Below are 23,432 nucleotides of genomic sequence, written 5' to 3'. Positions count from 1 at the left end.
GTCCTGCGGATGTAGCTCAGTTGGTAGAGCGACACCTTGCCAAGGTGTAGGTCGCCGGTTCGAGCCCGGTCATCCGCTCCCAGTAGCGAATTCGTAGGCCTCCGGCGGCGTGGCTGCCGGGTCTTTGTACAGCGTGATCCGACAGGGACCCGCGTCCATTCCCTTGGGGCACTGGATCACCGGCCACGGCACCCCGGTGCGCTCCATCGGCACCCAGAAGTGCATCACCGACACGTGAGTGCGGTAGATGGGAGCAGGGCCCCGTCCGAAGGTGAGGGGGTGGTCTTCAGCCACCACGGCCAAGTCCAGTGTGTCGCCGTAGCAGCCGTCGGACACCTGGCGGCCGCAGGTGCCGCACAGATGGACGGTGATCACGAAGGCGTCGTCGGTCTCGGTCACCGTGATGTCGGCGAAGTTGCCCTTCTGCATGCCGGCCCACTGCCGCACCCGTACTTCGGCCGGTCGGGCCACGTCGTGGGGCATCCATCCCAGCAGCGTCTGCTCGCCGGCGAAGCGAATGCTCTCCTCCAGCACGTCGGGCCCCCAGGCCCGGTACACCTGCGACAGCACCGATGCCACCCGGTCGCGCTCCACGTCGTGGATCCGGTGGTAGCTGGCCGCTAAATCGTCGAAGGCGGCTAGTGCGGCCTCGTGGTCGCCTGATTCGATAAGCCCGGCGATGTGGTCAGCCCGATCGGGTTGGTGGCGACCGGTGACGTCCTCGTCGGTCAGGCCGTGCAGAAGTGTCGACCGGTAGGCGTCGTCGGACGAGCCAATCGTTGCCAAGCCGTCGGCTCCATAGCGGTCAGTCACAAAGCGCTGGGTTTGGGCGATCCACGCCCCGAACCCGTCGATGAAGTTCCGATAAGCCCGGTCGATGCGGCGGAACGTGTCGACCGCGGCTTCGGGACTCCCGGCTAGGGCCTCGACCAGATCGGCCCGGGGCGGCTGGCTAAGTCTCGCCAGCTCCTGCTGGCTCAGCAGCCGCTCGCCAGACTCAGCCATCGGCAGCCAGAAGCGGCATGACCCGGTTCTTGGTCAGCTCCAGGCTCTCCCAGCCGATGGCCGGGTCGATGCCGCCCACCAGTGGGTGCAGCATGGCGCTGCCCTTGTCCCGTACCAACTGGGCGCACTGCTCGGGGGTGAGCACATCCCACTGGCCACTGGCCGCCAGCCCGGCCACGTCGTCGGCGTCGACTGCGGTGAGGTTGTGGTGGTCGTCGTACTGCCAGCTGTTGTACAGCCCAGCGTCGTACAGGGCGTGGCGCTCGATGGCCGCCCAGGTGCGCTCCGGATCCTCGGTTACCATCACCATTGAAGGGCCGTCGGGCACGATGGCGAACGGGGTCTCGTAGCCCAGCCGGGCCGCTTCTTCGTAGTAGAGGTCGGCCAGCGACTGGTCGGGGGTGGAGGGGGAGAAGGGTAATCCCAGTCGAGCCGCCCGCAGGGCCGACGCCTTGACCGATCCGCCCACCATCAGCACCGGGTGGGGCTCGGTGACCGGCTTGGGTGTGACCCAGATGGTGCGGCCCTCGTGCTCGAACGGCTCGCCGGACCAGCACCGCAGGATCAGCTTGATGGCCTCCTCGGTGTCGCGACCCCGGCGGGTGCGGTCCTTGCCGAACATGTCGAACTCGAACTCCCGATAGCCCACCCCCATGGTCACCGACAGCCGACCCGGCGCCATCAGGTCGATTGCCGCGATGTCTTCGGCGATGCGGATGGGGTCGTGGAACGGCAACAGCAGGGCTGAGATGGCCACCATGATGTTGTCGGTGCGGGCCAAAGCGGCGCTGGCCAGCACTAGAGGCGAGGCCATGAACCCGTCGTCAGCTCCGTGGTGCTCGGAGACGATGACGGTGGCGATGCCGTTGTCGTCGCACCACGACACCATGTCCAGGAACTCGCGGTGCAACTGCGCATGGGTCACGTCGGCGAACGGGGGAACTCGCAGTTCGAATCGGCAGGTGAACATGGCGGAGAGATTACTGGTGCGAGGCTATTGGCGGAGGCTGCGGCGGTAGGCGGACCACTGGTCGGGGCGCCAGCAGTCTTGGTCCTCGCCCCAGCCGGTGCCGCCGTCGAAGTCCCAGGCGGTGGTGCTCACCCAGGTGAGCATCTTGGGGTAGGGGTTGAAGATGATGCGGCTCACCGGCGTGCCGATGGCCCGCAGCTCCCGGCCCAGCTCGTCGACCGCCTCGATCTCGAAGGCGGTGGCGTAGCCGTGCTGGGGATCTCGCTCCACCCGGCGCTCGCCGCTCACGATGTCGGCCCGCACGCCGTCGCGCAGGTAGTAGCCGGCGTTGATCGGGTCGCTGTCTGGCTTGGGCAGCGAGAAGCACAAAAAGGCGCTCTGCGAAGATGTGGTGGCAAAGGCATAGCCGATGCGAAAGCCCTGGAGATCGGAGCGGGGCCCCCACGAGCGATCCCGCATAGCGCAGCAGTCCACGTCGATGTCTTCGCCGTGGAGGCGGATGCGCCCGGTGACCCGGCCGGGCTGGTCGATGTGGCTGGCGATGGTGAACGGGGGCTCGCCCCGGGTGAACACGTGGGGCGGGGTGAGGGCGTCGAAGCGGAGCTCGGCCTCGAACATGTCGCCGTAGGGGTAGCGGTAGCCCAGCTCGTAGCTGGTGAGCGGCTCGATCACCTTCACCCGCATCCCGGTGGGCAGGGTGGCATCGCGCAGATCGAGGCCTTCAGGCAGCGGGATGCTGTGGTTGTAGTCGAAGAACGGCACCTCCCACGGCAAGTATGCGGTGTCGTCCCACACCAGCGTGCCGCCCCCGGCGATGCCCAGGTTGGGGCGGATCCAGGTGTAGAGGTAGCCCATCAGGTTGCGCTCGGGCACGCAGAAGGCGTACCAGCAGGTCTCGGTCTCCCACGGGTGGTTCGACGGCGGGTGGAAGTTGTCGTCGTCGGGCCCGATTAAGGCGTCTTCAGCTGCTCCCACGAATTAGCTCCCTTGTCTATCGGCATGCTCGGCGAACCGGGCCGGAATCCACTCGGCGAGCGTAGTGGCGATCTCATCAGCCACCGAGGCCAGCCCGTGGTCGGCCTCGGGATACACCACCAGCTCGCCGCCCCCCGCCAGGGCCCGAACCGCCTCGCTGGCTTGGACCGGCAGAATCTGATCCTGCCCGCCGTGCATCAAAAGCAGGGGAGTGCCCCCCAGTGCCGCAGCGTTCTCGCACCCCGCCGACTGGGTAGCCAGTCCCACCACCCCCGCAGTGTGTTCCCCCAGGGCGACCCCCGCCTGCACCGCCACCGCACCCCCAAACGAGTGCCCCATGAAGATGAACCGCCGCCCCTCTTCCCGTGCCGCCAAATCAGCCGCCGCAGCCGCATCCAGCAAACACCGCTCGATGATCCCCGGCCGCCGGTAGTGGACCCGCATCACCGCAATGCCCTCCTCGCCCAAGTTCTCGCCCAGCCGCAAGTACAGCGCCCGAGCCGGTCCCAGCAACCCCCCGATGGCCCCGCCCAGCGTCACCACCACATCAGTTGCATCCCGAGGCCCATGCCACAGCAGCGTCAACAGCCCATCCGGGCAGTACACCTCCAGATGGCGCAGCCCCTCACTGGTCTCCGCCTCCACAATCCCCATCACGTCCAGCAACTCCAAAGGAGACCGAACGCCGCCATCACTCATGGCCGACACCCTAAACCCCATGTGGAATGGTCAGCCCGATCCCATACACTGTCAGCGCTGGCCGCTCCGGCGGCCACACCTGCGCCGGTGCCCGAGCGGACTAAGGGAGTGGCCTGCAAAGCCATGATTCACGGGTTCAAATCCCGTCCGGCGCTCCATTGGAGAGTGTGCTGGCTTTGATGCTCTAGCCTGAAGACATGGGCAGTCAGGAGCGCTTGCCCTCCGAGCGGGTCATCATGGAATCCCCGTTGAGCTTCGAGGGTTCGGCCAAACGCATTATTCCGGCCGTTTACGGGGCAATGCCCAAGCGACGTTGGGCTGTGCTGGTGGCCCCTGTGGTGGTGGTGCTGGTGATTTCTGTGACATGGATCGGAGTGATGTTGTGGTACGTGGTCTGGAACGTAATTCTGATTCCGTTCCGGTTGCTCCGCCGATTGCAGCTCAAGGAGGAAATCGATGAACTGCGCCACCGGGAGTTGCTCGACGCCATCCGCGATACCGACACGGCACACGAGAGTCCTCCCGCGGACGAGGGCGGGCGAAACTCCTAGCTCTTACTATTGGTCGGTCTTGGCGCCCACTGACACTGACTGCTCACATCAGCCAACCAAGCCACCGGGCGGGTCCAGGCGGTGTGCTAGCGGGCCGCTTCGATAGCGGAGTGGTGGCTGATGCAGAACACGACTCCGGCGATCTTCGGGTTGTTCTCCGCCCGGTTCCTCAACGTCGCCTAGTAGCGCTCTTCGTCTCTCATCTCAGCGAGCACTTCGGTCAAGCTCGGGCCCTCGATAGGATCGGGCAGTTCGGCTGTTTCCTCAATCACTTCGCCTCAGTGCTCCTGGTTGACGTCGAGCCAGGGTGAGCCGTGGATTTGGTGCCATCCTTTTGGGCGCGCCAAGACCCTTTCTATCTTCTTGTCTACCTTCTTGCGGCGAATTCTTTTGCGGCGGAGCTTCTTTGGGCTGCTGCCGTCGTTGACCAACTTGTCGGCGATGGCTTTGACAAGGGCGTGGAGCCATTTGGGCTTGCTCTGGTAGTCGCTTGCCTTGGTGGTGTAGGAGTCGGTGGCGGCCATCTCCGGGGTGGCCGCAGTCGGGAACGCCACAAACCTGCCTGGTAGCAATCTCCTGAGGTTCACTCGTCGCCTCCCGAAACCCGACCGGCTCATATGGTCCTTCGAGTAGACGGTGATCTCCCGCCTGCCTCGCCGGAGTTTGCGATATGAGCCGGTCACTACGCCGAGCACGTACTCGTCGAGTTCATCGAGGGCGTCCTGGGATCCGCTGTCGCAGGCGTCGCAGGCGCAGTCGGGGATGACGGCCACAACTTCGGCAGGGTCGGCGACGCCTATCACCACTCCAGGCCAATCGACCTCTTCGATGCGGTTCCAAGCGGCTACGAGCCGGATTGCGCCCGAGGCTAGGGGCACGGCTCGGAAGGTGTGGTCCACAGCGATTTCAAACCGGCCAAGTAGGCCAGGTCAGAGCCACCCAACAGCGTAAGGGGGGGGCTCAGCCCGTTGATGCCTCCTTGCTTGCAAATGTGCTCCTATGCCTGTTGACATTCAATTGATGCTGTAACTACCTTCCTGTTCCAGTCCTCTTCCCCTCTGGATCAGTCTGTCCCATTGCGGCCTGTGTGGTCGAGTGGCGGAAGATACAAGAGCAGACGCTGGTGGCTCTGCAATTCCCATCCATGAAGGGAAGCCAGGTGTTGCGCCTTCTCAAGAGGGTCGGCTACACGGTCGATAGGCAGCGAGGGTCCCACCGCAAGCTGGTGGCCGACAACAGGCCTCCGTTGGTCTTTGGGTGGCATGACAATGCCGATGTGTCGCCGCAGGCGCTGAAGAACCTGCTTGTCAAACAAGTTGGTCTGACTGATGAGGAGATCGCCGAGTTATTATGAGCAGCTACTCGACTGGAGAGTCACATGAGAGATGAGGTGCGGATTCATCTGCACTCCGATCCTGCCGTTCCCGGAACCCGCTGGTGGGCCGAGAGTGACTCCGGGTTTACCGGCGGTTCTGACGAGCTCAGCGAACTGGTTTCGGTCATCTTGGACTGGGCGGAAGCCGATGGCATAGAGGTGTCTTTTGCGCTTGTCATGGAGGATTCGCTCTCAGAGCCGAAGCACGTCGAGCACTCCAAGCTGTAGTGAAAATTCACTTCATATAAGGCTGCTCGGCGTTGGGGCGGCCGCGCCATCTCCCTTCTTTGTCGACTGACCCGCGATGTCGGCAACCGACCCTGCCCGCAGCACAGCATCGGGTCGAAGCCTGGATGTCGGTCACTTTGGTGGCGCTGTTCTGTCAAGATTGCTGTTGCTGCGGAGTTGTCCACGGCTGGGAGGAGAGTTCGGTGGGGAAGGCGACTGAGACTGATTTGCCCGGTGTGGGGGTGCGCTTCGAACTGGAAACGAATGCGGGCCGCTGTGTCGGCGTGGTGGTTCATCAGACCGGGCGGCGCGATCTGGTGGTCTATGACGAGCGGGACGTTGACCGGGCCTGCGAGAGCGTCGTTTTGACCGAGGACGAGGGGCACACCCTCGGCGAGCTGCTGGGCGGCAACCCGGTGCTGGAGCATCTCGACGACGCGGTACACCGCCTGGAGGACCTCGTGATCTCGTGGATCACGATCGACTCGAAGTCACCTCTGGCCGGGCTCACCCTTGCCGAAGCCGAGCTGAGGGCGAAAACCGGTGCGGGCGTCGTCGCGCTCGTCACCGACTCGGGTTCAATCCCCATCCCGGGCGGTGCCGACCGCCTCGAACCCGGCGGCACGGCAGTGGTTGTCGGCGTCCCGGCCGCGGTGAGGGCGGCCACCAAACTGCTGAACGAATCGGGCTAGCCCATGCACACGGCCGGCGATCTGTTTGTGATCGAGCTCGGGGCGGTGGTCCTGGTCTTGGCGATCGTCGCCCGCCTGGCTCGAAGGGTCGGCCTGCCCGCACTTCCGCTGTACCTGATGGTGGGACTGGCCCTGGGCGATGGCGGACTCGTCGAGTTGCCGGCGTCGGAGGAGTTCATCGAGGTGGGGGCCGAAATCGGCGTCATCTTGATGCTGCTGATGCTGGGACTCGAGTTCTCCGCCCACGAGCTGATCGACAACGTGCGCCGGTCGACGCTGGCCGGGATCGTCGACATCGCCCTGAATTTCCCGCCCGGTTTCGTAGCCGGTCTTCTGCTGGGCTTCGACCCGATCGTTGCCGTCTTGCTCGGCGGCGTGACCTACATTTCGTCGTCGGGCATCGTGGCGAAGCTCGTCGCCGACCTCGACCGCATCGGCAACCACGAGACGTCGGTGATCCTCAGCGTGCTCGTCATCGAAGACCTCGCCATGGTGCTCTATTTGCCCATCGTGTCGGGCGTGCTCTTCGGCGGCTCGCTGCTCAGCACCACCGTCACCGTTATCGTCTCATTGCTGGTGGTAATTGCGGTGCTCGCGGCCGCCTACTTTTTCGGCGACCGGCTGAGTGCCATGGCATTGAGCCAATCCAGCGAGGCGCTGTTGTTGACCCTGCTCGGCGGAACGCTGCTCTTCGCCGGCATCGCCGGGCGCCTCAACCTGTCGACGGCAGTAGGAGCCTTTGTGGTGGGCGTCGCACTGTCGGGCGACATCGTCTCGCATGCCCGCGGACTGCTGCTGCCGCTGCGCAACCTCTTTGCTGCGGTTTTCTTCGTGTTCTTCGGCCTGCAAGTCGACCTCGACCTCGTCCCCGATGTCGCCGTGGCCGCGGTCGTCATCGCCGCCGTCACCATCGCCACCAAGTTCGCCACCGGCTGGATCGCAGCTGGTCGAGCCAGCATCGGCAAACCCGGCCGGGTCCGCACCGGAGCCGCCCTCATCGCCCACGGGGAGTTCTCGATCGTCATCGCCGAACTGGGCATCACACGCGAGAGCGATCTCGGCGCGCTGGCCGCCACCTACGTCATCATCCTCACCCTCATCGGCGCCGTGTTCTACCAGTTCTCCGACTCCATCACCCTCCGCACCCCGACCAGGCACCACCGATCCCGGTGGCAGCGGACATCTCGCCTCGCTCAAGGGGTTCGCAGGCGACGCTGAGGACCATCTCGCCAGCCGCCTCGTTTGGGGCGGGCGAATTGAGCCGTTTGGTCTAGCGGTAGGGCGGGACGTACATGAGGCCGCCGTTGGTCCAGAGGTCGTTGGCGCTGCCGGCCAGCGTTCCGAGCTGCGGGTGGCGGTTGTAGATCTCCTCGTAGTTGCCCACTTGTGAGACCACTTGCACCGCGAAGTCGGGGGGCAGGCCCAAGCCGGGGTCGAAGCCGTCGCGGCCCAGGAAGTTCAAGATGTTGGGGTCGGTGCCGTCGTAGCCGGCGATGTTGGCGGAGTCGAGTCCGAACTCCCAGGCCTGGACGGTGGCCATGATGGCCCAATTCACAACCTGCGCCCATTCGGTGTCGCCGTCGCGCACCACCGGGCCGAGGGGCTCCTTGGAGATGATCTCGGTCATGATGTGCTGGGCGGGACCGTCATCCCCCTCGATCTCGAACTTGAACACGCCGAGCACGCTGGTGTCGGAGGTCATCGCCTCGCACTGACCCTCCTGGTAGGCCGGCACCAGGGTGTCGAAGCCCTCGAACGTGACCGGGTTGAACGGGATGCCCCGGGCGGCGAACACCGCGGTGAGGTTCAGCTCGGTGGTCGTGCCGGTGCTCACGCAGATGTTGGCGTCGGCGAGGTCTTCCAGCGTGGTGAAGCCAGTGGAGGCTGGCACCATGAGGCCTTGGCCGTCGTAGTAGTAGATGAAGTTGAAGTTGGCGCCTTCGGACCCGTCGCGGGTGGCCGTCCAAGTGGTATTGCGGTTCATCACGTCGAATTGCCCTGATGCAAGGGCGGTGAAGCGCTCGGCACTGGTGACCGGCACGATCTCCATGGCGTCGGAGTCCCCGAATATGGCAGCAGCCAGCACCCGGCACATGTCGATGTCGAAGCCCACATATTCGCCTTCTTCGTTCAACAGCGCGAATCCGGGAAGATCATCCCTGGAGCCGCACAGCACATGGCCGCGGTCCAGCACCGCCTGCAAGGTTCCGCCGGCTTGTTGAGGAACGACGGTGACGGTCTCTTCTGGTTCAGTGACCTCTGGGGCCTCGGTGCTGGCCGCAGTGGCTTCGGGGGCCGCTGGGGCGGCGCCGTCGTCATCGTCGTTGCCGCACGAGGCGGCGACCAGCGAGAAGGCCAGCACCAACCCGAGCACGGGCAAGAAGTGGCGGATGGTCTTTTGCATGAATCTGCTCCTATCCCGAGGCTCAAGAAAGCAACCGAAGCGGGCGATTGGCCCTCGACAACCTTAGACCCTGCGACGATTCCGGTGACACATATGTGTTTCCAGCCCCGTGGGACACCTCCCAGTCGCGGAACTGAGTCTGGGGATTGCCCCTGATCCTGCTAGCCTGGCGCATTCCGGGCCGTTAGCTCAGTTGGCTAGAGCACCTGCATGACGCGCAGGGGGTCAGGGGTTCGAGTCCCTTACGGCCCACCGAATGGATGTCGCCCAGTCCAGTGATCGGCGGCGGCTGGGCTGGCTGCTCGCCGGGGTGGGGATGCTGTCGGTTTCCACCGACTCCCTGTGGATCCGGCTCTCGGAGGCCGACGCCGTGGATGTCTCCTTCTGGGTGGCGTGCTGCTCGGTTCCCCTCTACACCGCGCTGAGCCATCGGGTGGACGGCTGCTGGCCGCTGGAGGCGTTCCGCCGCCACCCCTGGCAGCAGCTGGTCATCGGGGCGCTCACCGGGGGTAGCCAGCTCAGCTTCGTCATCGCCGTCACCCAGACCCGAGTGGCCAACGTGGTGGCCATCGTGGCCGCGGTGCCGCTGATGGCCGCGGTGTGCGCCTGGATATGGCTGAGGGAGCGCATCAACCGAACAACGGCTATCGCCATCGCCATCACGATGGCGGGCATCGGGGCGATTGTGTCCAGCTCGGTGGGGGAGCCCACCCTCACCGGCGATCTCTTGGGCGTGGTGGCCATCGTGGGCTTCGCGGTGAGCCTGACCATGTGGCGCCGGTATCCCGACATGAGCCGCCTGGTGGGACTGTCCATCGGCGGGGTGATGACCGTGGTGGCCCTGATCTACTGGGCATCGCCACTGTCACTCGACTTGCGGGCGTACCTGTCGATCGCCGCCATGGGCCTGGCGTTCAACCCCTTCGGCCGCCTGGCCCTGTCCAACGCCCCCCGCTTCGCCCCAGTGGCCGACGTGGCCCTGTTCGCCCCCATCGAGACCGTGGCCGGCACGATATGGGCCGCCGCATTCTTCAGTGAATTCCCCCGTCCGGTCGCCGCCGTCGGCGCCGTCATCGTGCTCATCGGCGTCTTCTACGGCACCATCGCCACCACCCGCCCCAAAACAACGCCAAAGGCATGACCTATTAAATGGTCATCATTTCCAAAGGCTGTTATCCTTGAGCCATGTCGCCGGAGACGCCCTATCGCACCATCCCTGCTGGAGAGTTCAAGGCGAAGTGCCTAAAGCTCATGGACGAGGTGAATGACACTGGTGAGCAGATCGTCATCACCAAGCACGGCCGCCCAGTGTCTCGTCTGGTGCCAGCGGGGTTCGAGCCTCGGGGAATCCACGGCCGGTACAAGGGGATGATGCCTGCGATTGACGACCCCTCCGAAGGAGCGTTCACCGAAGAGGAATGGGATGAGATCATGGGCGAGTGGGATAGCAACCAGCAGTGGTGGTTGAATCCCGCACCTGCCGATGAGCCCCGCTCGTGATCCTGCTCGATACGCACGTCCTCGTTTGGTGTGCCACTGGGGATACAAGGAAAATGAGCGGCGATCGCATGGATGAGATCGATGCCGCGATGCTGGTTGGTGAAGCAGCGGTTTCCTCCGTCACGTTTTGGGAATTGGAGCACATCCGGCGCAAGCCCAGGAACGGCATGTCCCAGATGCCACCCACTTCCAGTCTGCGATTGCGGCTTCTCTCCGATGGCCTCCGGGAGATTGCCCCAACCGGAGACATCATGGTCAAGGCGGTTCAGTTGGGAGACGACGGGTTCCACAAGGATCCAATGGACCGGATGATCGTCTCCACCGCGCTCAATGGCGGCCTCCGCCTTGCCACAGCCGATACCCAGATATCGGCGTGGGCGAGTCGGACAAATCGGTTGGAGCTGTTCGACCTGGGCTGACACCCGCGAACGCGTCTGAGGGCAGTGGCGTGCGTGTCCGTCGGTTGGCGTGGTGTTGGGGTTTTGTGGGATAGAATTGGTGTTGGGCGGGCTTTGGGGCCTGTTGGAGTTTGGGGTTGCGTTCGCGGCCTTGATAACGGATCGGGAGTTTGAAGTGATGTCGTTTCTTCGTTTGCGGCGTGCTGTGTCGGGTTCTGTTGCAGTGACCCCCCCCCCCCCCGATATGCGTCGTCGGGGCGTGATGGTGGTCCGGCGGGTGAGGCGGTTCGCGGGGGCACCCCGGACGCTGGCGGCGCTGTTGATGGTTCTGGGGGTGTTCGCGGGGCTGCTGGCGCCTGCTGAGCGTCCGGCGGCGGCTCAGTCGGCCTCGACGCTGAGGTTCCACGAGTCCACCGTCATCACCTCTGAGGGCACCGACATAACGTTCACAGTCAATATCAGCCCGGCGCTGGCCTCTGACAGCCGTGTGCTGATCACCCACAGCAGCGACCACGCCACCTCTCCTGAGGACTACACGGTGTCGGGGCTGGACGCCAGCGGCCATCTGGTGCTGCCGGCGGGAGCGGCCCAGGCCTCCTTCACGGTGCACGCGGTGGCGGACTACGTCAACGACGACGGCGGCTTCGAGGGCCGCAACGAGACCGTCCGGTTCCTGATGACCGCGGTCGCGGGCGAGCCCTACACCGTGGACAGCGCGGCGTCGAGCCAGGATTTATTCATCCTGGACGACTCGATCCTGTGGGAGGCCACGCTGACGCCCAAGAGCATCGTGAACAACTTGGCGTTGGGCTGTGACACCGACGATACGACTGCGGCCAACAAGTGCAGCACCACGGCGACGCTCGACGACAACAACTTCACGCTGGGCAGCACGACGCTGTCGATCACCTACATCGGGGTGCTGAACTCCACCAAGCTTCTGGAGGTCGAGTTCAGCGCCAGTATCCCCGACGCGCTCACGGGCTACACGCTGCACGTGGGCGGCGACAAGTTCCCCCTGGCCGGCGAATCCGGCACTAGCGTCCAGTGGAGCTCCAGCTTGAGTTGGACCGCGGGCACCGCGGTGCAGATGCGCCTGGAGCCGTCCCAGGCGCCCGACAAGCCCAAGGGCGTGGGCGCGGCGGCGGGCGACCGGCGGCTGAACGCCTACTGGCAGCCGCCCGACGACCCGGGCGATTCGGAGGTCACCGGTTATGAGGTGCAGTACAAGGAGTCCTCGGCGCCGGACCGCGGGTCTGACGTGTTGTGGGAAGCGACGCTGACCGTGGACCGCAGCGCGCAATTTTTTGGCTGCACTGACTTCAGCGTCCTCGATGCCTGTTCTGTCGCCCTCGACGATGCCGGCTTCAGCCTGGGCGGCGTCGAGTACACAGTCATTGAGCTCGATCTCAGTTCGTCGACCGGCGAGTTGGTGATGGGCTTCAGCACCGATATCGGTGACCTCGCGGACTATTCGCTGGTCGTCGGCGGCTCCCGTTTCTCGCTGTCGCCCTTCCGGGACTTCAGCTCCACCAGCTGGACGAGCTCCGGCGTGACGTGGACCGACGGCCAGCAGGTCCGGCTGTCGCTCGTCACCAGCGACGGCAGCCCAGCCGGCAGAGGCCCCGGCGACGGCTGGGTGCCCGTCCCGCACTCGGGCACGGGGATCCGCGCCGCTGTGCTGGGCGAGCCGGAGCCGGTGTGGGAGGCGACGCTGACGCCCAAGAACATCCGGAATCTCGCGGCCGTTGGCTGTGAGAACGCCGAGTCGGCCGCGGCGAACAAGTGCACTGCCGCGGCGACGCTGTCCGACGACGACTTCACCTTGGGCGGGACGGCGTTCTCGGTCACCCGCATCGCCCAGTACGGCTCCTCCAGGAATGTGTGGGTCACCTTCGACAACGTCATCAGCGACACGCTCAAGGGCTCTGTCCTGCATGTGGGCGACGACGAGTTCGCTCTGGCCGACGCCACGATCAGCGGCGGCGGCACCATAGCCATGTGGGCGCATGCAGACGAGATCTTGACCGCGGGCAGCGCGGTCAGCTTGAAGCTGGTGCCCTCGGGCGGGAGCCTGGTGAACTACCGGGGTTATGACGTGCGGGTGCGGGCGGTGAACTCGATCGACGCGGGCGCGTGGAGCGCGGTGGTGTCTGGGGCGCCGGCGCGTCAGCGGGAGGTGTGGTCGGCGACGTTGACTTCCAAGACGGTCTCAGCCGTGATCCTAGGCACCGGCACGCGGGGCTGTGGGGGTTCGGGCGCGTCGGCGTGCTCCACGGCGCTGACCGACAGCACCTTCGAGACCGGGGGGAACGATTTTTCGATTACGAGTCTGAGGCTGGAGTACGAGTCCAATTGCGGTGACGACAGCATGTCGCCCTGCCCGAATCACCTCCGCCTGGAGTTCTTCACCGACATCTCCGAGAGTCGTCTCAGGTCGGATTACACGCTGGTGGTGGGCGATGCTGAGTTCTCGTTCGTCGAGGGCCTGGCGGATTCGACCGATGTGCAGTGGCTGGTGAGCGGTTTGGTGTGGAGCGAGTGGGCGTCGGGCCAGTCGGTGGAGCTGCGCATTCTGAAGTCTTTGGTGACGCCGGGCGTTCCGGCCGGTTTGGCGGTTGCGGCCGGGGACGGGGAGTTGACGGCGTCGTGGCGGGCGCCGGGCGATGTTGGGGGTTCGGCGATCGTCTTCTATCAGGTGTCGTACAAGGAGCGCGCCGCGCCGGACCGGCTGGACAACCCGACCGGCGACCCGGCTGACGGGTGGGTGTCGGCGGGGCGCGTGGCCCCGGCGGGGTCGGGGCTGTCCCTGGTGATCGCCGGTCTCGCCAATTTGACGCAGTACGAGGTGCGGGTGCTGGCGGCGAACACGCAGGGCGCGGGCGGCTGGTCTGATGCGGTGCGCGCCATCCCGCTGCCCGAGGGGACGATCTGGGCCGCGAAGCTCGTGGTGGCCGATCTAGGCGCGGGGTTTTTCGGCTGCCATCTCCCCGGCGGCGCGACGTCGCCGCTGTCGTGCCAGAACGTCGGCTCGCCGGTGATCGAGGACAACGACTTCGTCCTCGACGGCGCGACCTACGGCATCAGTTCGCTTTCGGTCAACGCAGGCGCCCTGTCTTTGGTGATTAGCGATGCCGGGCCGGTGTTTCCCGCCGGGCTGAGGGCCTATGTGCTCCAGGTGGGCGATGCGCAGTTCCCGTTCGCCAATCCCGACGTCACCGACGCCGATCACTCCAAGCAGTGGAGCGGCGGCCCGGCGTGGGCGGAGGGGCAGGTGGTGCAGCTCCAGATCAAGCTGGGCACCGTCCCGACGGGGCTGACCTTGGAGACCTCCGAGGGGACGATCGACGTGTCGTGGACCGCTCCGAGCGACCCTGATTTCGCGGTGGTCGGCTATGACGTGGAGTACAGGCGCCAAAGCGCCCCGGACCGGGCGGCGACGACGGCGGGCGATCCTGCTACGGGCTGGGTGGACACCGGTCATTCGGGCACCGGCACGACGGAGCGGATCGCGGGGCTGGACACCTACGGCCGCTATGTGGTGCGGGTGCGGGCCTCTGATGCGGAGGGGCCGAGTTTCTGGTCGTCGCCGGTGGCGGTGCGGGTGCTTCCGGCAAATCAGCGGGTGGTGTGGGAGTCGGACCTGACGGTGGGCGAGGTGTCGTTCGGGCTGGGCCACGGCCGCTCGGCGTCCGCGGTGGGCTGCGGCGCGCCCGGCGATTCCCGCACCGGGCCGGTCTGCTCGTCGGCGATGTCGGCGGGCAGGGTGGCCTTCCGGGGCTCGCCCGTCGGCGTGGCCTATGTCAACCTCGGCTCGGGCCACTACGTCCACTTGGGCTCGAGCACTCTGGCCCATCAGGACTCGGGGGCGGGCACGTTGAGCTTCGCGTTGGAGTCGGTGCTGGGCGAGTGGATGTTCCTGTCGCTGGTCGTCGACGGCGAGGTGTTTCCGCTGCTCACCGGCGAGTCCTACAACTACGAGGCCGTCTTGGGCCGCGCCCCCATGTTGTTCGCGTGGTCCGGCGCCGGTCTGGGCTGGTCTGCGGGCGACACGGCGGACCTGGCTTTGGTGTACACGCCGCTGCTGTGGATGGAGTCCACCACGAACCGGCCCGACCGCCTCGGCGCGTTCCCGATGCACGTGCGCGAGACCCCGCCTGCGGGGAGCATCGTCGACGTCAGGGGCAAGGACCCCGACGAGCCCGCCGGGGCGTTCTACTCGCTGCCGATCTGGATCAGCGAGCCCGCCCCGCCCGGCGGGCTGCGGGTCGAGCTCGAGGTGGACCCGGCGAGCACCGCGACCGCGGGGGTGGACTACGAGTGGCTGAACTCCTATGACCCGTTCGTGCCGCCCGACCGGCAGGCCAAGGTCACCACGGCGCCCTATGTGTTCTTCGCCGAGGGCGAGACCGGCTACCACCGGGTGTTTTTGCGCATCGTCGACGACGCGCACGAGGACAGCGGCGAGACCATCATCGTCAAACCCACAGCCGAGGGGTTCGAGGGCCGCGGGATGGTCATCACGATCTTGAACCACGACACCGGCGCGCCCCCCGGCGCGGCCGAGGCCAGACCGACCAGCCTCGCCGCGGAGAAGACCGCGGCGGAAAAGCGCGAGCGCGACAAGCCCAGAAAGCCCATACCGGGCAAGTCCGACAACGCCCGCCTCGCATCGCTGTCTCTGCCCGACGGGTGGGCGCTGTCTCCCGCGTTCGACCCCGACACCGCCGACTACACCATCCACCACACCGCACAGCAGGCCCCCTACATCTCCGTGCTGGCCAAGATCCGCACGCAGCACCCCGAGGCGACCTTCACCGCCCCCGGCTGGAACACCGGCATCGGCTGGTGGTCGCTGAGCACCGGCTACACCTTCCATGAGCCCGTCGCGTTCGAGGTCACCGTCACCGCCGCCGACGCCTACACCACCACCACCTACACGCTGACCACCACCACCGACCCCGTCCCGGAGCCGCCCGCGGTCACCGTCACACCGCTGACGCTCAACACCGACGAGAACACAACCGCCACCTACACCGCCGTTTTGGACGCGAGACCCGCCCACGACGTCACCATCACCCCTGAGAGCAGCGACCCCGCCGCCGCAACTGTGTCGCCCGCGTCGGCGACCTTCACCCCCGCCGACTGGGACACCCCCCAGACCTTCACCGTCACCGGGGTGGCCGACCCCGACACCCACGACGAAACCGCCACCGTCACCCACCAGGCCACAAGCAGCGACACCCGATACGACGCCATCGCGGTCGACTCGGTGTCGGTCGCGGTCGCCGACACGACCGTCGAGGCGCCCGGGGCGGTGACCGGCCTGTCGCTGGCCGCGAGACCGCGCAACGTGACCGTCTCCTGGCAGCCCCCCGCTGTCGGCGGCGCCCCCGACCACTACATCGCGCACATCAGATGCGGCAGAAACGGCAAACACCGCACCGTCGACGCACCCAAAACCACCACCACCTTCCGCAACCTCAAACCCGGCACAACCTGCAACATATGGGTACGAGCCCAAAACGAAACCGGCAAAGGCCCCCGCACCCACAACACCACCACCCTCCCCCAACAGCCCGAGGACCCGCAGCCCGAGGACCCGCAGCCCGAGGACCCGCAGCCCGAGGACCCGCAGCCCGAGGACCCGCAGCCCGAGGACCCGCAGCCCGAGGACCCGCAGCCCGAGGACCCGCAGCCCGAGGACCCGCAGCCCGAGCATCCCGGCGACGGCAGGCTCGAGCCGTTCAACGTCCAGGCCGTGCCCGGCGACGGCACCCTCACCATCACCTGGATCGTGTCGCCGCGAGCCGGCGAGGCCGACGACGACATCCGCCACGCCCTGCGCTGGAGCCAGGTCGCCGGAGTCTGGGCCAACCCAGCCGGGCCCAGAGGCCACCACAACGACGGCATCGTCGTCGAGGGCGGCACCGCCGCCTATACCATCACCGGCCTCCAAAACGGCGTCCCCACCGGCGTGTTCGTCCGCTCATTCACCGGCCCCAGAACCGGCGAAGACAGCCCCCACTCCAGCCAATGGATAAGAATCAAAGGCCCCCAAACCACCCCCCAGGCCCCCACCCCATAAGACAGCCACCTGAAAGGTACTCGCCGCTGTAGGAGAAAAGCGCCCGCCCGTCCCTGCCGTCTGAGACCGTTCCGGCCCGCTCGCCGTGGATGATTACTGCGAGTTCAGCCATCGCCCATGATCTCTTTGAGGTGAAGGTGATTGCATTGCAATCGCCATGTCACGGTAGGCTTGTGGGAGGCGAAAGAAGGCAAGAGAAGAAATGGCGAGCATCACCATTCGCAATCTTGACGATGAAGTGAAGAAGCGGCTCCGTGTACTGGCGGCCAGCCACGGGCGTTCAATGGAAGAGGAGGCCCGTTTGATCTTGCGCGACGCCGTTGAGCAGGACGTGGGCCCCACCGATCTTGCTGCTGCAATTCGCGAACGCTTTGCCCATCTCGGGGGGGTGGAGTTGGAATTGCCCCCAAGAGAGGCCATGCCAGAACCGCCTCGTTTCGAATGAGGCAGGAGCGGTGATTGTTCTCGACACCAACGTTGTCTCTGAATTGATGCGCCCGTTGCCGGATTCAGCAGTTGAAGCATGGGTGGCAGAGCGCGCAGCAACCACCATGTTCCTCTCCGCAGTGAGCGAGGCGGAGTTGCTCTATGGCATTGCCATAATGCCTGCGGGCCGGCGTCGAGACGCCCTGGAAACTGAGGTTGAGGCGATGCTGCGTGAGGTCTTCGCTGGTCGTGTGCTGCCGTTTGACAGTGATGCGGCACGCGCATACGCCGGCATCGCTGCTGCCTGCCGGGCAGATGGACGTCCCGTTTCCCAGTCCGACGGCCAGATCGCGGCGATCGCCCGTTCTCGCGACATGGCCGTGGCAACTCGCAACATCCGGCACTTCGAAGGCATGGCAGTCGACCTCATCGACCCTTGGGCGGGTGGCTGAAAACGCCGTTGGACTAGGCCGCACCGCATCTGAGGTCTAGGGCTTCAGGCGCAGGGCCAGCAGGTGGGGGATTCCAGGCTCGTCCACAAGGCCGATGGGGTAGATGATCATGTCGTCGGCCACTGCGGGCCAGCCGTTGGTGGCCCCCTTTGCCTGGTGGTGCCACACGATCTCGCCAGTGGCCCGATCGAGGGCCAATAGCTCTCCGAAGAACGTGGACGTGAACAGGAGGTCGTTCACCACCGTCATGCCGCCGAACGCGTCGGCGGCGGGAACGTCGGGGAACTGGGAGACGATCTCCACGTCCCAGACGATGTCGCCCGTTGCGATGTCGATGGCCACCGCGTTGCTAGGGCGGGTGAAAAGCTGGGTGCCCTCGCCGCCGCTGGCCACCTGGTCGGACTCGTAGAAGCTGGGGGCGTTGACCACCACGGCGTAGAACACCCCGTCGGCCGCTGCCACCGGAGTCACCATGCCGCCCTGGGCGCCGGGCATCACCTCGACCGGCTTGTCGAAGCTCTCCAGGTGGTCGTTCTGGTGCTGGCCCACCGAAGTGCGCCACAGCACCTCGCCGGTGGCCGGATCGTGGCCGAACGCCACCCCGCCTTTGCCCGCGGTCACCAGCACGTCGCGGTCCAGGCCGTGGTCTTGGGCGTGGGCCAGCGTCACCAGCACGTGGTCGCGGTCGAAGATGTCGTGGGGGAAGGCCTGGAACCCCCAGCGCAGCTCGCCGGTGGCCGCGTCGAGGGCCACCGTGCCGCTGGTCCACCGGTTGTCGCCCGGACGGCTCGACCCCGCCGGCCAGCCGGGGGCGCCGGGGAAGGGGTAGGGGTTGCCCACCCCGAAGTAAAGCGTGCCAGTTTCGGTGTCCAGCGCGGGGGGATACCATGCCCCGCCTCCGCTGTTGATGCTGGGGTTTCCCCACAGGTCTTCGTCCTCCACGGTGGCGAACGACCACACGATCTCACCGGTGGCCTGGTCCAAGGCGTGGATGGTGCCCCGCGCCCCGGCGGGGAAGCCACTGGTGGCCGCGTACACCAATCCGTTGTAGGCGAACGGCTGCACGTTGATCTCGCTGAGGTCGCCACCGGTGATGTCGGTGGCCCAGATCTCCTCGCCGGTCTCGGCGTCATAGGCCGCGATGAGCTGGCCCCGCTGGCGCCAGCCGATCTTGGTGGCGAACACCTTGCCCCAGCCCACCACCACTCCCGAGGGGCCGTACATGCCACCCCGTCGTCCCGTCGTCCAGAGAACCTCGCCGGTCTTTCGGTCGATGGCCTGAACCCCGCCGTCGAGGCCGGCCACGTACACCCGGTTGCCCAAGATGAGCGGGGTCGTGGCCAGGTTGCCCCAGGTGCTGCCGCCGGGAACCTCGGCAGTCCAGGCCACTTCCAGGCGATGGACGTTGGACGAGTCGATGGGGCTGTCGAACACAGCCCGGGTGGCGGCGTTGTCCCGATTGGGCAGGGGCCAGTCGGCGGCATGCTCTATGACTTCAGGCGGGCTGCCGCCCGGCGATTCGCTGGCTGTCGGCCTAAACTCAGACGTTGGCTCGGGCATAGATGTCGGTTCGGCCTCAGCGGTTGCTTGGGACTGCGGCTGTTCGGCCGGTGATGCGGGAGCAGCCGTCGGCGCTGGCGGTTCGGCCGACTTCTCAGATGAAGAACAGGCTGACAAGACCAGCGCAACGGCCAGTGCGATGGCTGTCAATCGTCGGCCATTGGCGCCCATTCCATCGACTGTAGGGGCAACAGGAACACGGGGCGGTACTGTGGGGACGACCCCAGCCAAGGAGGAGGCATGGCACGAATTCGGATTCCCGATGGCCCCGAAGAGGAGCTGCACCGACTGTGGATGATGACCCCGGCGCTGTCCGGACCGGCATCGGCGTTCAGCGGCGCGGTGTACAACGAGAGCAAGCTCCCGGTGCGGTTGCGGGAGCTGCTGCGGATGAGGATCGCCCAGATCAACGAATGCGTGGTTTGACTGGACACCCGCATTGCGTCGTTGGCGCAATATGAACTGAGCGAGGACGACTACCTCAACGTCGGAAATCGCAACGAATACGACGGCTTCAGCGAAGCCGAGCGCGATGCTCTGGAGTACGCGGAGAAATTCGCGGTCGACCACCTGTCCATCGACCAGAAGTTCATGGACCGCATGGTCGGGCACTTCGGCGAAGATCTGGTGGTGGAGATGACCCTAGCCATCGGCTGCTGGATTGCCTTCGGCCGGCTCAACCAGGTGATGGACGTAGTCGTGTCCTGCCCGCTGCGCATGAAGGGCCCCGACGAGGCCCGCGAGGTGCTAGAGGCATCCGACGGCGATCTCCTGGCCATGCGCTCCGCCCGATTCGCGTAGCGATCAGTCCAGTCGACGCTTAGCGGAACCGGATCTTTTGAACATCGAGGGCGTCGAGACCCTCTTTGCCGTCCTGCCTGAGCCAATCGTCCTGTCCCAACCACATCGGGCGCAGTACCTGTTCGATATCGGGAGTTAGTCGGCTTCCGGCTAGACACCTGACCAATGCCGGGGGCAATTCTCCCAGTGCTCGAAGTGCCCATAGGCGAGCGTTGTCGCCAAATTGCGTGGCTTCTAGAAGCGAGTCGACACAGCCGTGGCGTTGAAGGAGTTGGGCGGCAGCAGAAGCCCGGTTCACCCCTTCTTCGGCCATCCATCCGACGAGCTTCCGCTGCAGATCACTTGAGAGTTCATCTACGGAAGAAATTGCGTGCAGAGCGATGATGGGGTCCGGATCGACGAAGTGGTCGATCAGCAATTCTGGGTTCCGCGCTGCCCCTTGTCCCAGTCCCCAAGCTGCTGCCGCCCTCAGTTCATTTGGAAGGTCTGTTTTCGCCGCAATCCGATCAAGAGCAATGGCCGCTGCTTCAGACGGGAGTTCGGACATTGCCAAGACTGCCTCCATCTTTTGATCGGCTTCAGTCTCGGTGTCTGAAATCTGGTCCGTGATTTTCCTGACCCAAGGGTCGGGTTCGAGCCGAGCTAGAGCGATCTGAGCCTCAAGTCGGACTCTCCAATCTTCGCTGGAGTCGCTGCTCATACTGGACAGGGTGCTGAACAGTTCGCGAAGCTCCATTGATCCTGCTGCTTTGACCGCTGCATACCGCTCGACGGCCTCGCTGGAGTGTAGGGCCGCGGCCAAGTCCCATGAGTCTCCCGAGCACATTGGGTTGGAAGTCTGTTCGGCGACTCCAGCGAGAACTTGTTCGCCGCCCCTTATGAAATCTCCCGGTTCCGAGTAGATAAATCTCGGACCACCCCAATCTCGCCATTGCCAGTATCGCTGAACTTTCTCGTCCACGCCTGAGAACACGATCCGGTCTTCATCGTCGACACCGAGATACTGCCCTCGTTTGGTCGGAACCCAACAGGGCCATGTGAGGGTGATTTCGGACCCTTCCGATGCTGCTTTCGGTGCCGATCTCTTGGCTTGCGCGATGCTGGCTCGGAGTGCCTCAGTCGAAAAGAAGATGGGAGCGCCGCAATGCGGCGGATCCTGGTTGATGTCGGTGTGGAGGAACGCGAACAGGTCATCCTGGCGCATTCCACCCGCGTCCCACTCTCGGCCGGGCGTATCCGAATGCGACAGCATGATTTTGAGCTTCGACTTTGCCCTCGACTCCACTCTCAAGCCACACCGCACACACAACAGATCAGGCAGCCGCAGCCGCTTGACCTTCGTCTGCCAAACCTTGTTGGCCATGGCATAGCGCTCGAGCTCAATCGGCTGATGATTGAGCTGATTTTGAAGGTGGTCGGCCACCGAGGCAGTTCCAATTGCGCCCACCGATACGAAGCGTGCGAAGTCTGCGTCCTCTTTGAAGCCCACTAGGTACTGCCTGCACTCATGACTGCCGGGAGTGTACCGGCGCATTACCCGTTACTGTCACCCATGGTGGGTAAGGTCGGGGTTGTGAGCAAAACCGGGCTTCCCGCCCTGCCGTCGATGGTTGCAGTCAAGCGCAGTGACCCGGTGTACATGGCCCACGCGTACCTGACCAAAGTACCGGTGGCGGGCATCGTGCCGTTCATTGAGGCCTTCACCCGAGAGGGTGAAATCGTACTTGACCCATTCGCAGGCTCGGGGATGACTGGAGTGGCCGCGCTCATGACTGGTCGGAGAGCACGGTTGTACGACGTTTCGGCGCTCGGCCGACATATTGGGACCAACTACGTGAACCAGGTGTCGGAAGAACACTTGCGCAAGAGGGCCGATGAGGTCATCGATCAAGCGAGAAAGCGTGTTGGGGAGGTGTATGCCGTGAAGTGCGGACTCTGCGGGGACAACGCAGAGATCGCCAAGACGGTTTGGTCGGCGGTCATGGAGTGCCCAGCCTGCGGGCAAGGTTTCAACTTCTACTACTGCTTGGAAGCAGCCGACTGGAAGAAGACCCAGATGGCCTGCCCTGGCTGCGGTGCGGCAGTTTCGAGTAGGTGCCAGCGGCTCCATGAGAGGCCAGTAGTGGATTCGATTGCCTGTGATTGCTCTCGGACCCAGATAGAGCAGGCCCATCGACCAGCGATTCAGGAAGCCGACTCGTCCGGTCTGATGTGGCCTGATGTGGACATCGAAGAGTCTCGTCAGATGTATGTTGCCTCTGCACTTGGTCGACACGGTCTGACATCTGTGGCCTCCTTCTATTCTCAACGCAATCTCTGTGCTCTTGCTGCACTACGCGCCGGGATCGACGAGGTTGATGAAGCAGACCTGCGTGACAAGCTGCGGTTTGCCTTCACGGCCATATTGACCAGGGCGAGCAAGCGGTACCAGTGGTCCCGTCAGCGCCCGCTCAATGCAGCAAACGCCAATTACTACGTTGCCCCGGTGTTCTACGAGTGGAACGTCTTCGACCTCTTCAGCAGGAAGGTCGAGGCTGCAATCCGCTCCGACCGGTGGATCGCCGCAGAACGTCGGACTCGTCTCAATTGGGTCCCTGAAGATGATCATGGCATCAGCTACCAGCGCGCGAGCGCCGATGACCTGCCAATCGAAGATCATTCGGTCGACTACGTATTTACCGACCCGCCCTTCGGGGCCAATATCTTCTACTCGGACATGAACCTCTTTCAAGAGGCCTGGTTATCGGAGTTCACCGACCCGGACAAGGAGGCAGTAATCGACCGAGTAGACACTGGCGCCGTCCGGACTGCTGAGCGATACGAGCAGATCATGACTGATGCCCTGCGAGAGTGCCTCCGTATTGTGAAGCCGGGAGGGTTCATCACCCTGCTTTTCGGCAACAGCTCTGGAAAGGTGTGGCAGCTACTCCAGCGGTCCATTGCAGCCGCTGGCCTGGAGGTAGTCCCGGAACTCATCGCCATGCTGGACAAGGGCCAACGCTCAGTGAAGGGGCTTGCATCCGGATTCGAGAACACAGCCACACTCGACCTGATGCTCACCATGCGCGCTGCTGAAGGTGTGGCTGGCGAACTGGTCGATCCTCCTGAGACCGCCGTGGAGGAGATCGTTCGACGGCATCTCTCTGGGCAGGCCGAATCCAGCCCCAGTCTGCTCTACCTCGAACTGCTCCGCCACGGCTTCCGTTCGCACTGGAACCTCAGTCGGCTCGACCTCAGCTACGTGACCGCGATCATCGAAAAGGACCATCGAACGGTGGACCGCCGCAGCGGCCTTGTGATTTGAAGGG

General features: G+C 64.9%; 22 protein-coding genes and 3 tRNA genes. 17 read left to right on the top strand and 8 right to left on the bottom strand.

The genetic code is table 11. From position 1 onward, the window contains the following. The first annotated feature begins 5 nt into the window (after window positions 1-5). Window positions 6-78: transfer RNA gene (locus tag ACOGI7_RS08445), tRNA-Gly, on the top strand. Here the strand turns inward: ACOGI7_RS08445 and ACOGI7_RS08440 are convergent. The 4 genes from ACOGI7_RS08440 to ACOGI7_RS08425 are packed head-to-tail and all read right to left on the bottom strand — an operon-like array spanning window position 70 to window position 3,649. Next, window positions 70-1,005: a hypothetical protein gene (locus ACOGI7_RS08440; RefSeq protein WP_419848321.1), complete on the bottom strand. Its 936-nt coding sequence runs from the start codon at window positions 1,003-1,005 to the stop codon at window positions 70-72. The genes ACOGI7_RS08445 and ACOGI7_RS08440 overlap by 9 nt on opposite strands. Continuing rightward, window positions 998-1,975: an LLM class flavin-dependent oxidoreductase gene (locus tag ACOGI7_RS08435; protein WP_419848320.1), complete on the bottom strand. Its 978-nt coding sequence runs from the start codon at window positions 1,973-1,975 to the stop codon at window positions 998-1,000. Before ACOGI7_RS08435 ends, ACOGI7_RS08440 begins: the two co-directional genes overlap by 8 nt. 24 nt (window positions 1,976-1,999) lie before the next feature. Further along, the gene (locus ACOGI7_RS08430; RefSeq protein WP_419848319.1) at window positions 2,000-2,950 is read right to left on the bottom strand and encodes a DUF7065 domain-containing protein; all 951 of its coding nucleotides are present in this window, start codon (window positions 2,948-2,950) and stop codon (window positions 2,000-2,002) included. 3 nt (window positions 2,951-2,953) lie between these two features. Further along, window positions 2,954-3,649 carry an alpha/beta hydrolase gene (locus tag ACOGI7_RS08425; RefSeq protein ID WP_419848318.1) on the bottom strand — a complete coding sequence of 232 codons (696 nt, stop codon included), beginning with the start codon at window positions 3,647-3,649 and terminating at the stop codon, window positions 2,954-2,956. Window positions 3,650-3,730: 81 nt separating this feature from the next. Here ACOGI7_RS08425 and ACOGI7_RS08420 point away from each other — a divergent pair. Next, window positions 3,731-3,807 (top strand) — tRNA-Cys (locus tag ACOGI7_RS08420). Between the two features lie 39 nt (window positions 3,808-3,846). Next, window positions 3,847-4,200, top strand: coding sequence for a hypothetical protein (locus ACOGI7_RS08415; protein WP_419848317.1), 354 nt, complete (start codon window positions 3,847-3,849; stop codon window positions 4,198-4,200). A 278-nt stretch (window positions 4,201-4,478) separates the two neighbouring features. Here ACOGI7_RS08415 and ACOGI7_RS08410 read toward each other — a convergent pair whose 3' ends face one another. Further along, a complete protein-coding gene (locus tag ACOGI7_RS08410; RefSeq protein ID WP_419848316.1) occupies window positions 4,479-5,099 on the bottom strand; it encodes a DUF6226 family protein in 621 nt (206 codons plus the stop codon). 188 nt (window positions 5,100-5,287) lie between these two features. On the opposite strand from ACOGI7_RS08410, the gene ACOGI7_RS08405 reads away from it, so the two are divergent. The 4 genes from ACOGI7_RS08405 to ACOGI7_RS08390 all read left to right on the top strand — a co-directional run bounded on the left by ACOGI7_RS08405 (window position 5,288) and on the right by ACOGI7_RS08390 (window position 7,713). Next, on the top strand, window positions 5,288-5,554 hold the full coding sequence (locus ACOGI7_RS08405) for a type II toxin-antitoxin system HicA family toxin (protein ID WP_419848315.1): 267 nt from the start codon (window positions 5,288-5,290) through the stop codon (window positions 5,552-5,554). A 24-nt stretch (window positions 5,555-5,578) separates the two neighbouring features. Next, on the top strand, window positions 5,579-5,803 hold the full coding sequence (locus tag ACOGI7_RS08400) for a hypothetical protein (RefSeq protein WP_419848314.1): 225 nt from the start codon (window positions 5,579-5,581) through the stop codon (window positions 5,801-5,803). Window positions 5,804-6,006: 203 nt separating this feature from the next. After that, window positions 6,007-6,495 (top strand): cation:proton antiporter regulatory subunit, encoded by a 489-nt coding sequence (locus ACOGI7_RS08395; RefSeq protein WP_419848313.1) that lies wholly within the window; start codon window positions 6,007-6,009, stop codon window positions 6,493-6,495. 3 nt (window positions 6,496-6,498) lie between these two features. After that, on the top strand, window positions 6,499-7,713 hold the full coding sequence (locus tag ACOGI7_RS08390) for a cation:proton antiporter (RefSeq protein WP_419848312.1): 1,215 nt from the start codon (window positions 6,499-6,501) through the stop codon (window positions 7,711-7,713). A gap of 52 nt (window positions 7,714-7,765) precedes the next feature. Here ACOGI7_RS08390 and ACOGI7_RS08385 read toward each other — a convergent pair whose 3' ends face one another. Then, window positions 7,766-8,899, bottom strand: coding sequence for an amino acid ABC transporter substrate-binding protein (locus tag ACOGI7_RS08385; RefSeq protein ID WP_419848311.1), 1,134 nt, complete (start codon window positions 8,897-8,899; stop codon window positions 7,766-7,768). Between the two features lie 178 nt (window positions 8,900-9,077). Between ACOGI7_RS08385 and ACOGI7_RS08380 the strand changes: the two genes are divergently transcribed. The 7 genes from ACOGI7_RS08380 to ACOGI7_RS08350 all read left to right on the top strand — a co-directional run bounded on the left by ACOGI7_RS08380 (window position 9,078) and on the right by ACOGI7_RS08350 (window position 17,763). Beyond that, window positions 9,078-9,151, top strand: a tRNA-Val gene (locus tag ACOGI7_RS08380). A gap of 4 nt (window positions 9,152-9,155) precedes the next feature. After that, window positions 9,156-10,040, top strand: coding sequence for a DMT family transporter (locus ACOGI7_RS08375; RefSeq protein ID WP_419848310.1), 885 nt, complete (start codon window positions 9,156-9,158; stop codon window positions 10,038-10,040). A 44-nt stretch (window positions 10,041-10,084) separates the two neighbouring features. After that, entirely contained in the window at window positions 10,085-10,399 is a 315-nt protein-coding gene (locus ACOGI7_RS08370) for a type II toxin-antitoxin system prevent-host-death family antitoxin (protein ID WP_419848309.1), read from the top strand. After that, window positions 10,396-10,818 carry a type II toxin-antitoxin system VapC family toxin gene (locus ACOGI7_RS08365; RefSeq protein ID WP_419848308.1) on the top strand — a complete coding sequence of 141 codons (423 nt, stop codon included), beginning with the start codon at window positions 10,396-10,398 and terminating at the stop codon, window positions 10,816-10,818. Before ACOGI7_RS08370 ends, ACOGI7_RS08365 begins: the two co-directional genes overlap by 4 nt. A 202-nt stretch (window positions 10,819-11,020) precedes the next feature. Beyond that, window positions 11,021-16,885, top strand: a complete 5,865-nt coding sequence (locus ACOGI7_RS08360; protein ID WP_419848307.1) for a fibronectin type III domain-containing protein — start codon at window positions 11,021-11,023, stop codon at window positions 16,883-16,885. A gap of 202 nt (window positions 16,886-17,087) precedes the next feature. Next, the gene (locus ACOGI7_RS08355) at window positions 17,088-17,330 is read left to right on the top strand and encodes a FitA-like ribbon-helix-helix domain-containing protein (RefSeq protein ID WP_419848306.1); all 243 of its coding nucleotides are present in this window, start codon (window positions 17,088-17,090) and stop codon (window positions 17,328-17,330) included. A 10-nt stretch (window positions 17,331-17,340) separates the two neighbouring features. Beyond that, the gene (locus tag ACOGI7_RS08350; protein ID WP_419848305.1) at window positions 17,341-17,763 is read left to right on the top strand and encodes a type II toxin-antitoxin system VapC family toxin; all 423 of its coding nucleotides are present in this window, start codon (window positions 17,341-17,343) and stop codon (window positions 17,761-17,763) included. Window positions 17,764-17,799: 36 nt separating this feature from the next. Here ACOGI7_RS08350 and ACOGI7_RS08345 read toward each other — a convergent pair whose 3' ends face one another. Continuing rightward, window positions 17,800-19,323, bottom strand: a complete 1,524-nt coding sequence (locus tag ACOGI7_RS08345; RefSeq protein ID WP_419848304.1) for a PQQ-binding-like beta-propeller repeat protein — start codon at window positions 19,321-19,323, stop codon at window positions 17,800-17,802. Window positions 19,324-19,563: 240 nt separating this feature from the next. Between ACOGI7_RS08345 and ACOGI7_RS08340 the strand changes: the two genes are divergently transcribed. Together ACOGI7_RS08340 and ACOGI7_RS08335 are read left to right on the top strand one after the other, a co-directional pair. Beyond that, the gene (locus ACOGI7_RS08340) at window positions 19,564-19,749 is read left to right on the top strand and encodes a hypothetical protein (RefSeq protein WP_419848303.1); all 186 of its coding nucleotides are present in this window, start codon (window positions 19,564-19,566) and stop codon (window positions 19,747-19,749) included. A 21-nt stretch (window positions 19,750-19,770) separates the two neighbouring features. Next, window positions 19,771-20,124 (top strand): hypothetical protein, encoded by a 354-nt coding sequence (locus ACOGI7_RS08335; RefSeq protein ID WP_419848302.1) that lies wholly within the window; start codon window positions 19,771-19,773, stop codon window positions 20,122-20,124. Between the two features lie 19 nt (window positions 20,125-20,143). Here ACOGI7_RS08335 and ACOGI7_RS08330 read toward each other — a convergent pair whose 3' ends face one another. Continuing rightward, window positions 20,144-21,613: a HEAT repeat domain-containing protein gene (locus tag ACOGI7_RS08330; RefSeq protein WP_419848301.1), complete on the bottom strand. Its 1,470-nt coding sequence runs from the start codon at window positions 21,611-21,613 to the stop codon at window positions 20,144-20,146. 84 nt (window positions 21,614-21,697) lie between these two features. Between ACOGI7_RS08330 and ACOGI7_RS08325 the strand changes: the two genes are divergently transcribed. Beyond that, window positions 21,698-23,428, top strand: a complete 1,731-nt coding sequence (locus tag ACOGI7_RS08325; protein ID WP_419848300.1) for a DNA methyltransferase — start codon at window positions 21,698-21,700, stop codon at window positions 23,426-23,428. The last annotated feature ends 4 nt before the right edge of the window (window positions 23,429-23,432 follow it).

It is taken from the genome of Candidatus Poriferisocius sp. (assembly GCF_965204145.1).
Taxonomy (GTDB): Bacteria; Actinomycetota; Acidimicrobiia; order Acidimicrobiales; family Bin134; genus Poriferisocius.
This window is presented reverse-complemented; position numbering and strand designations above follow the sequence as displayed.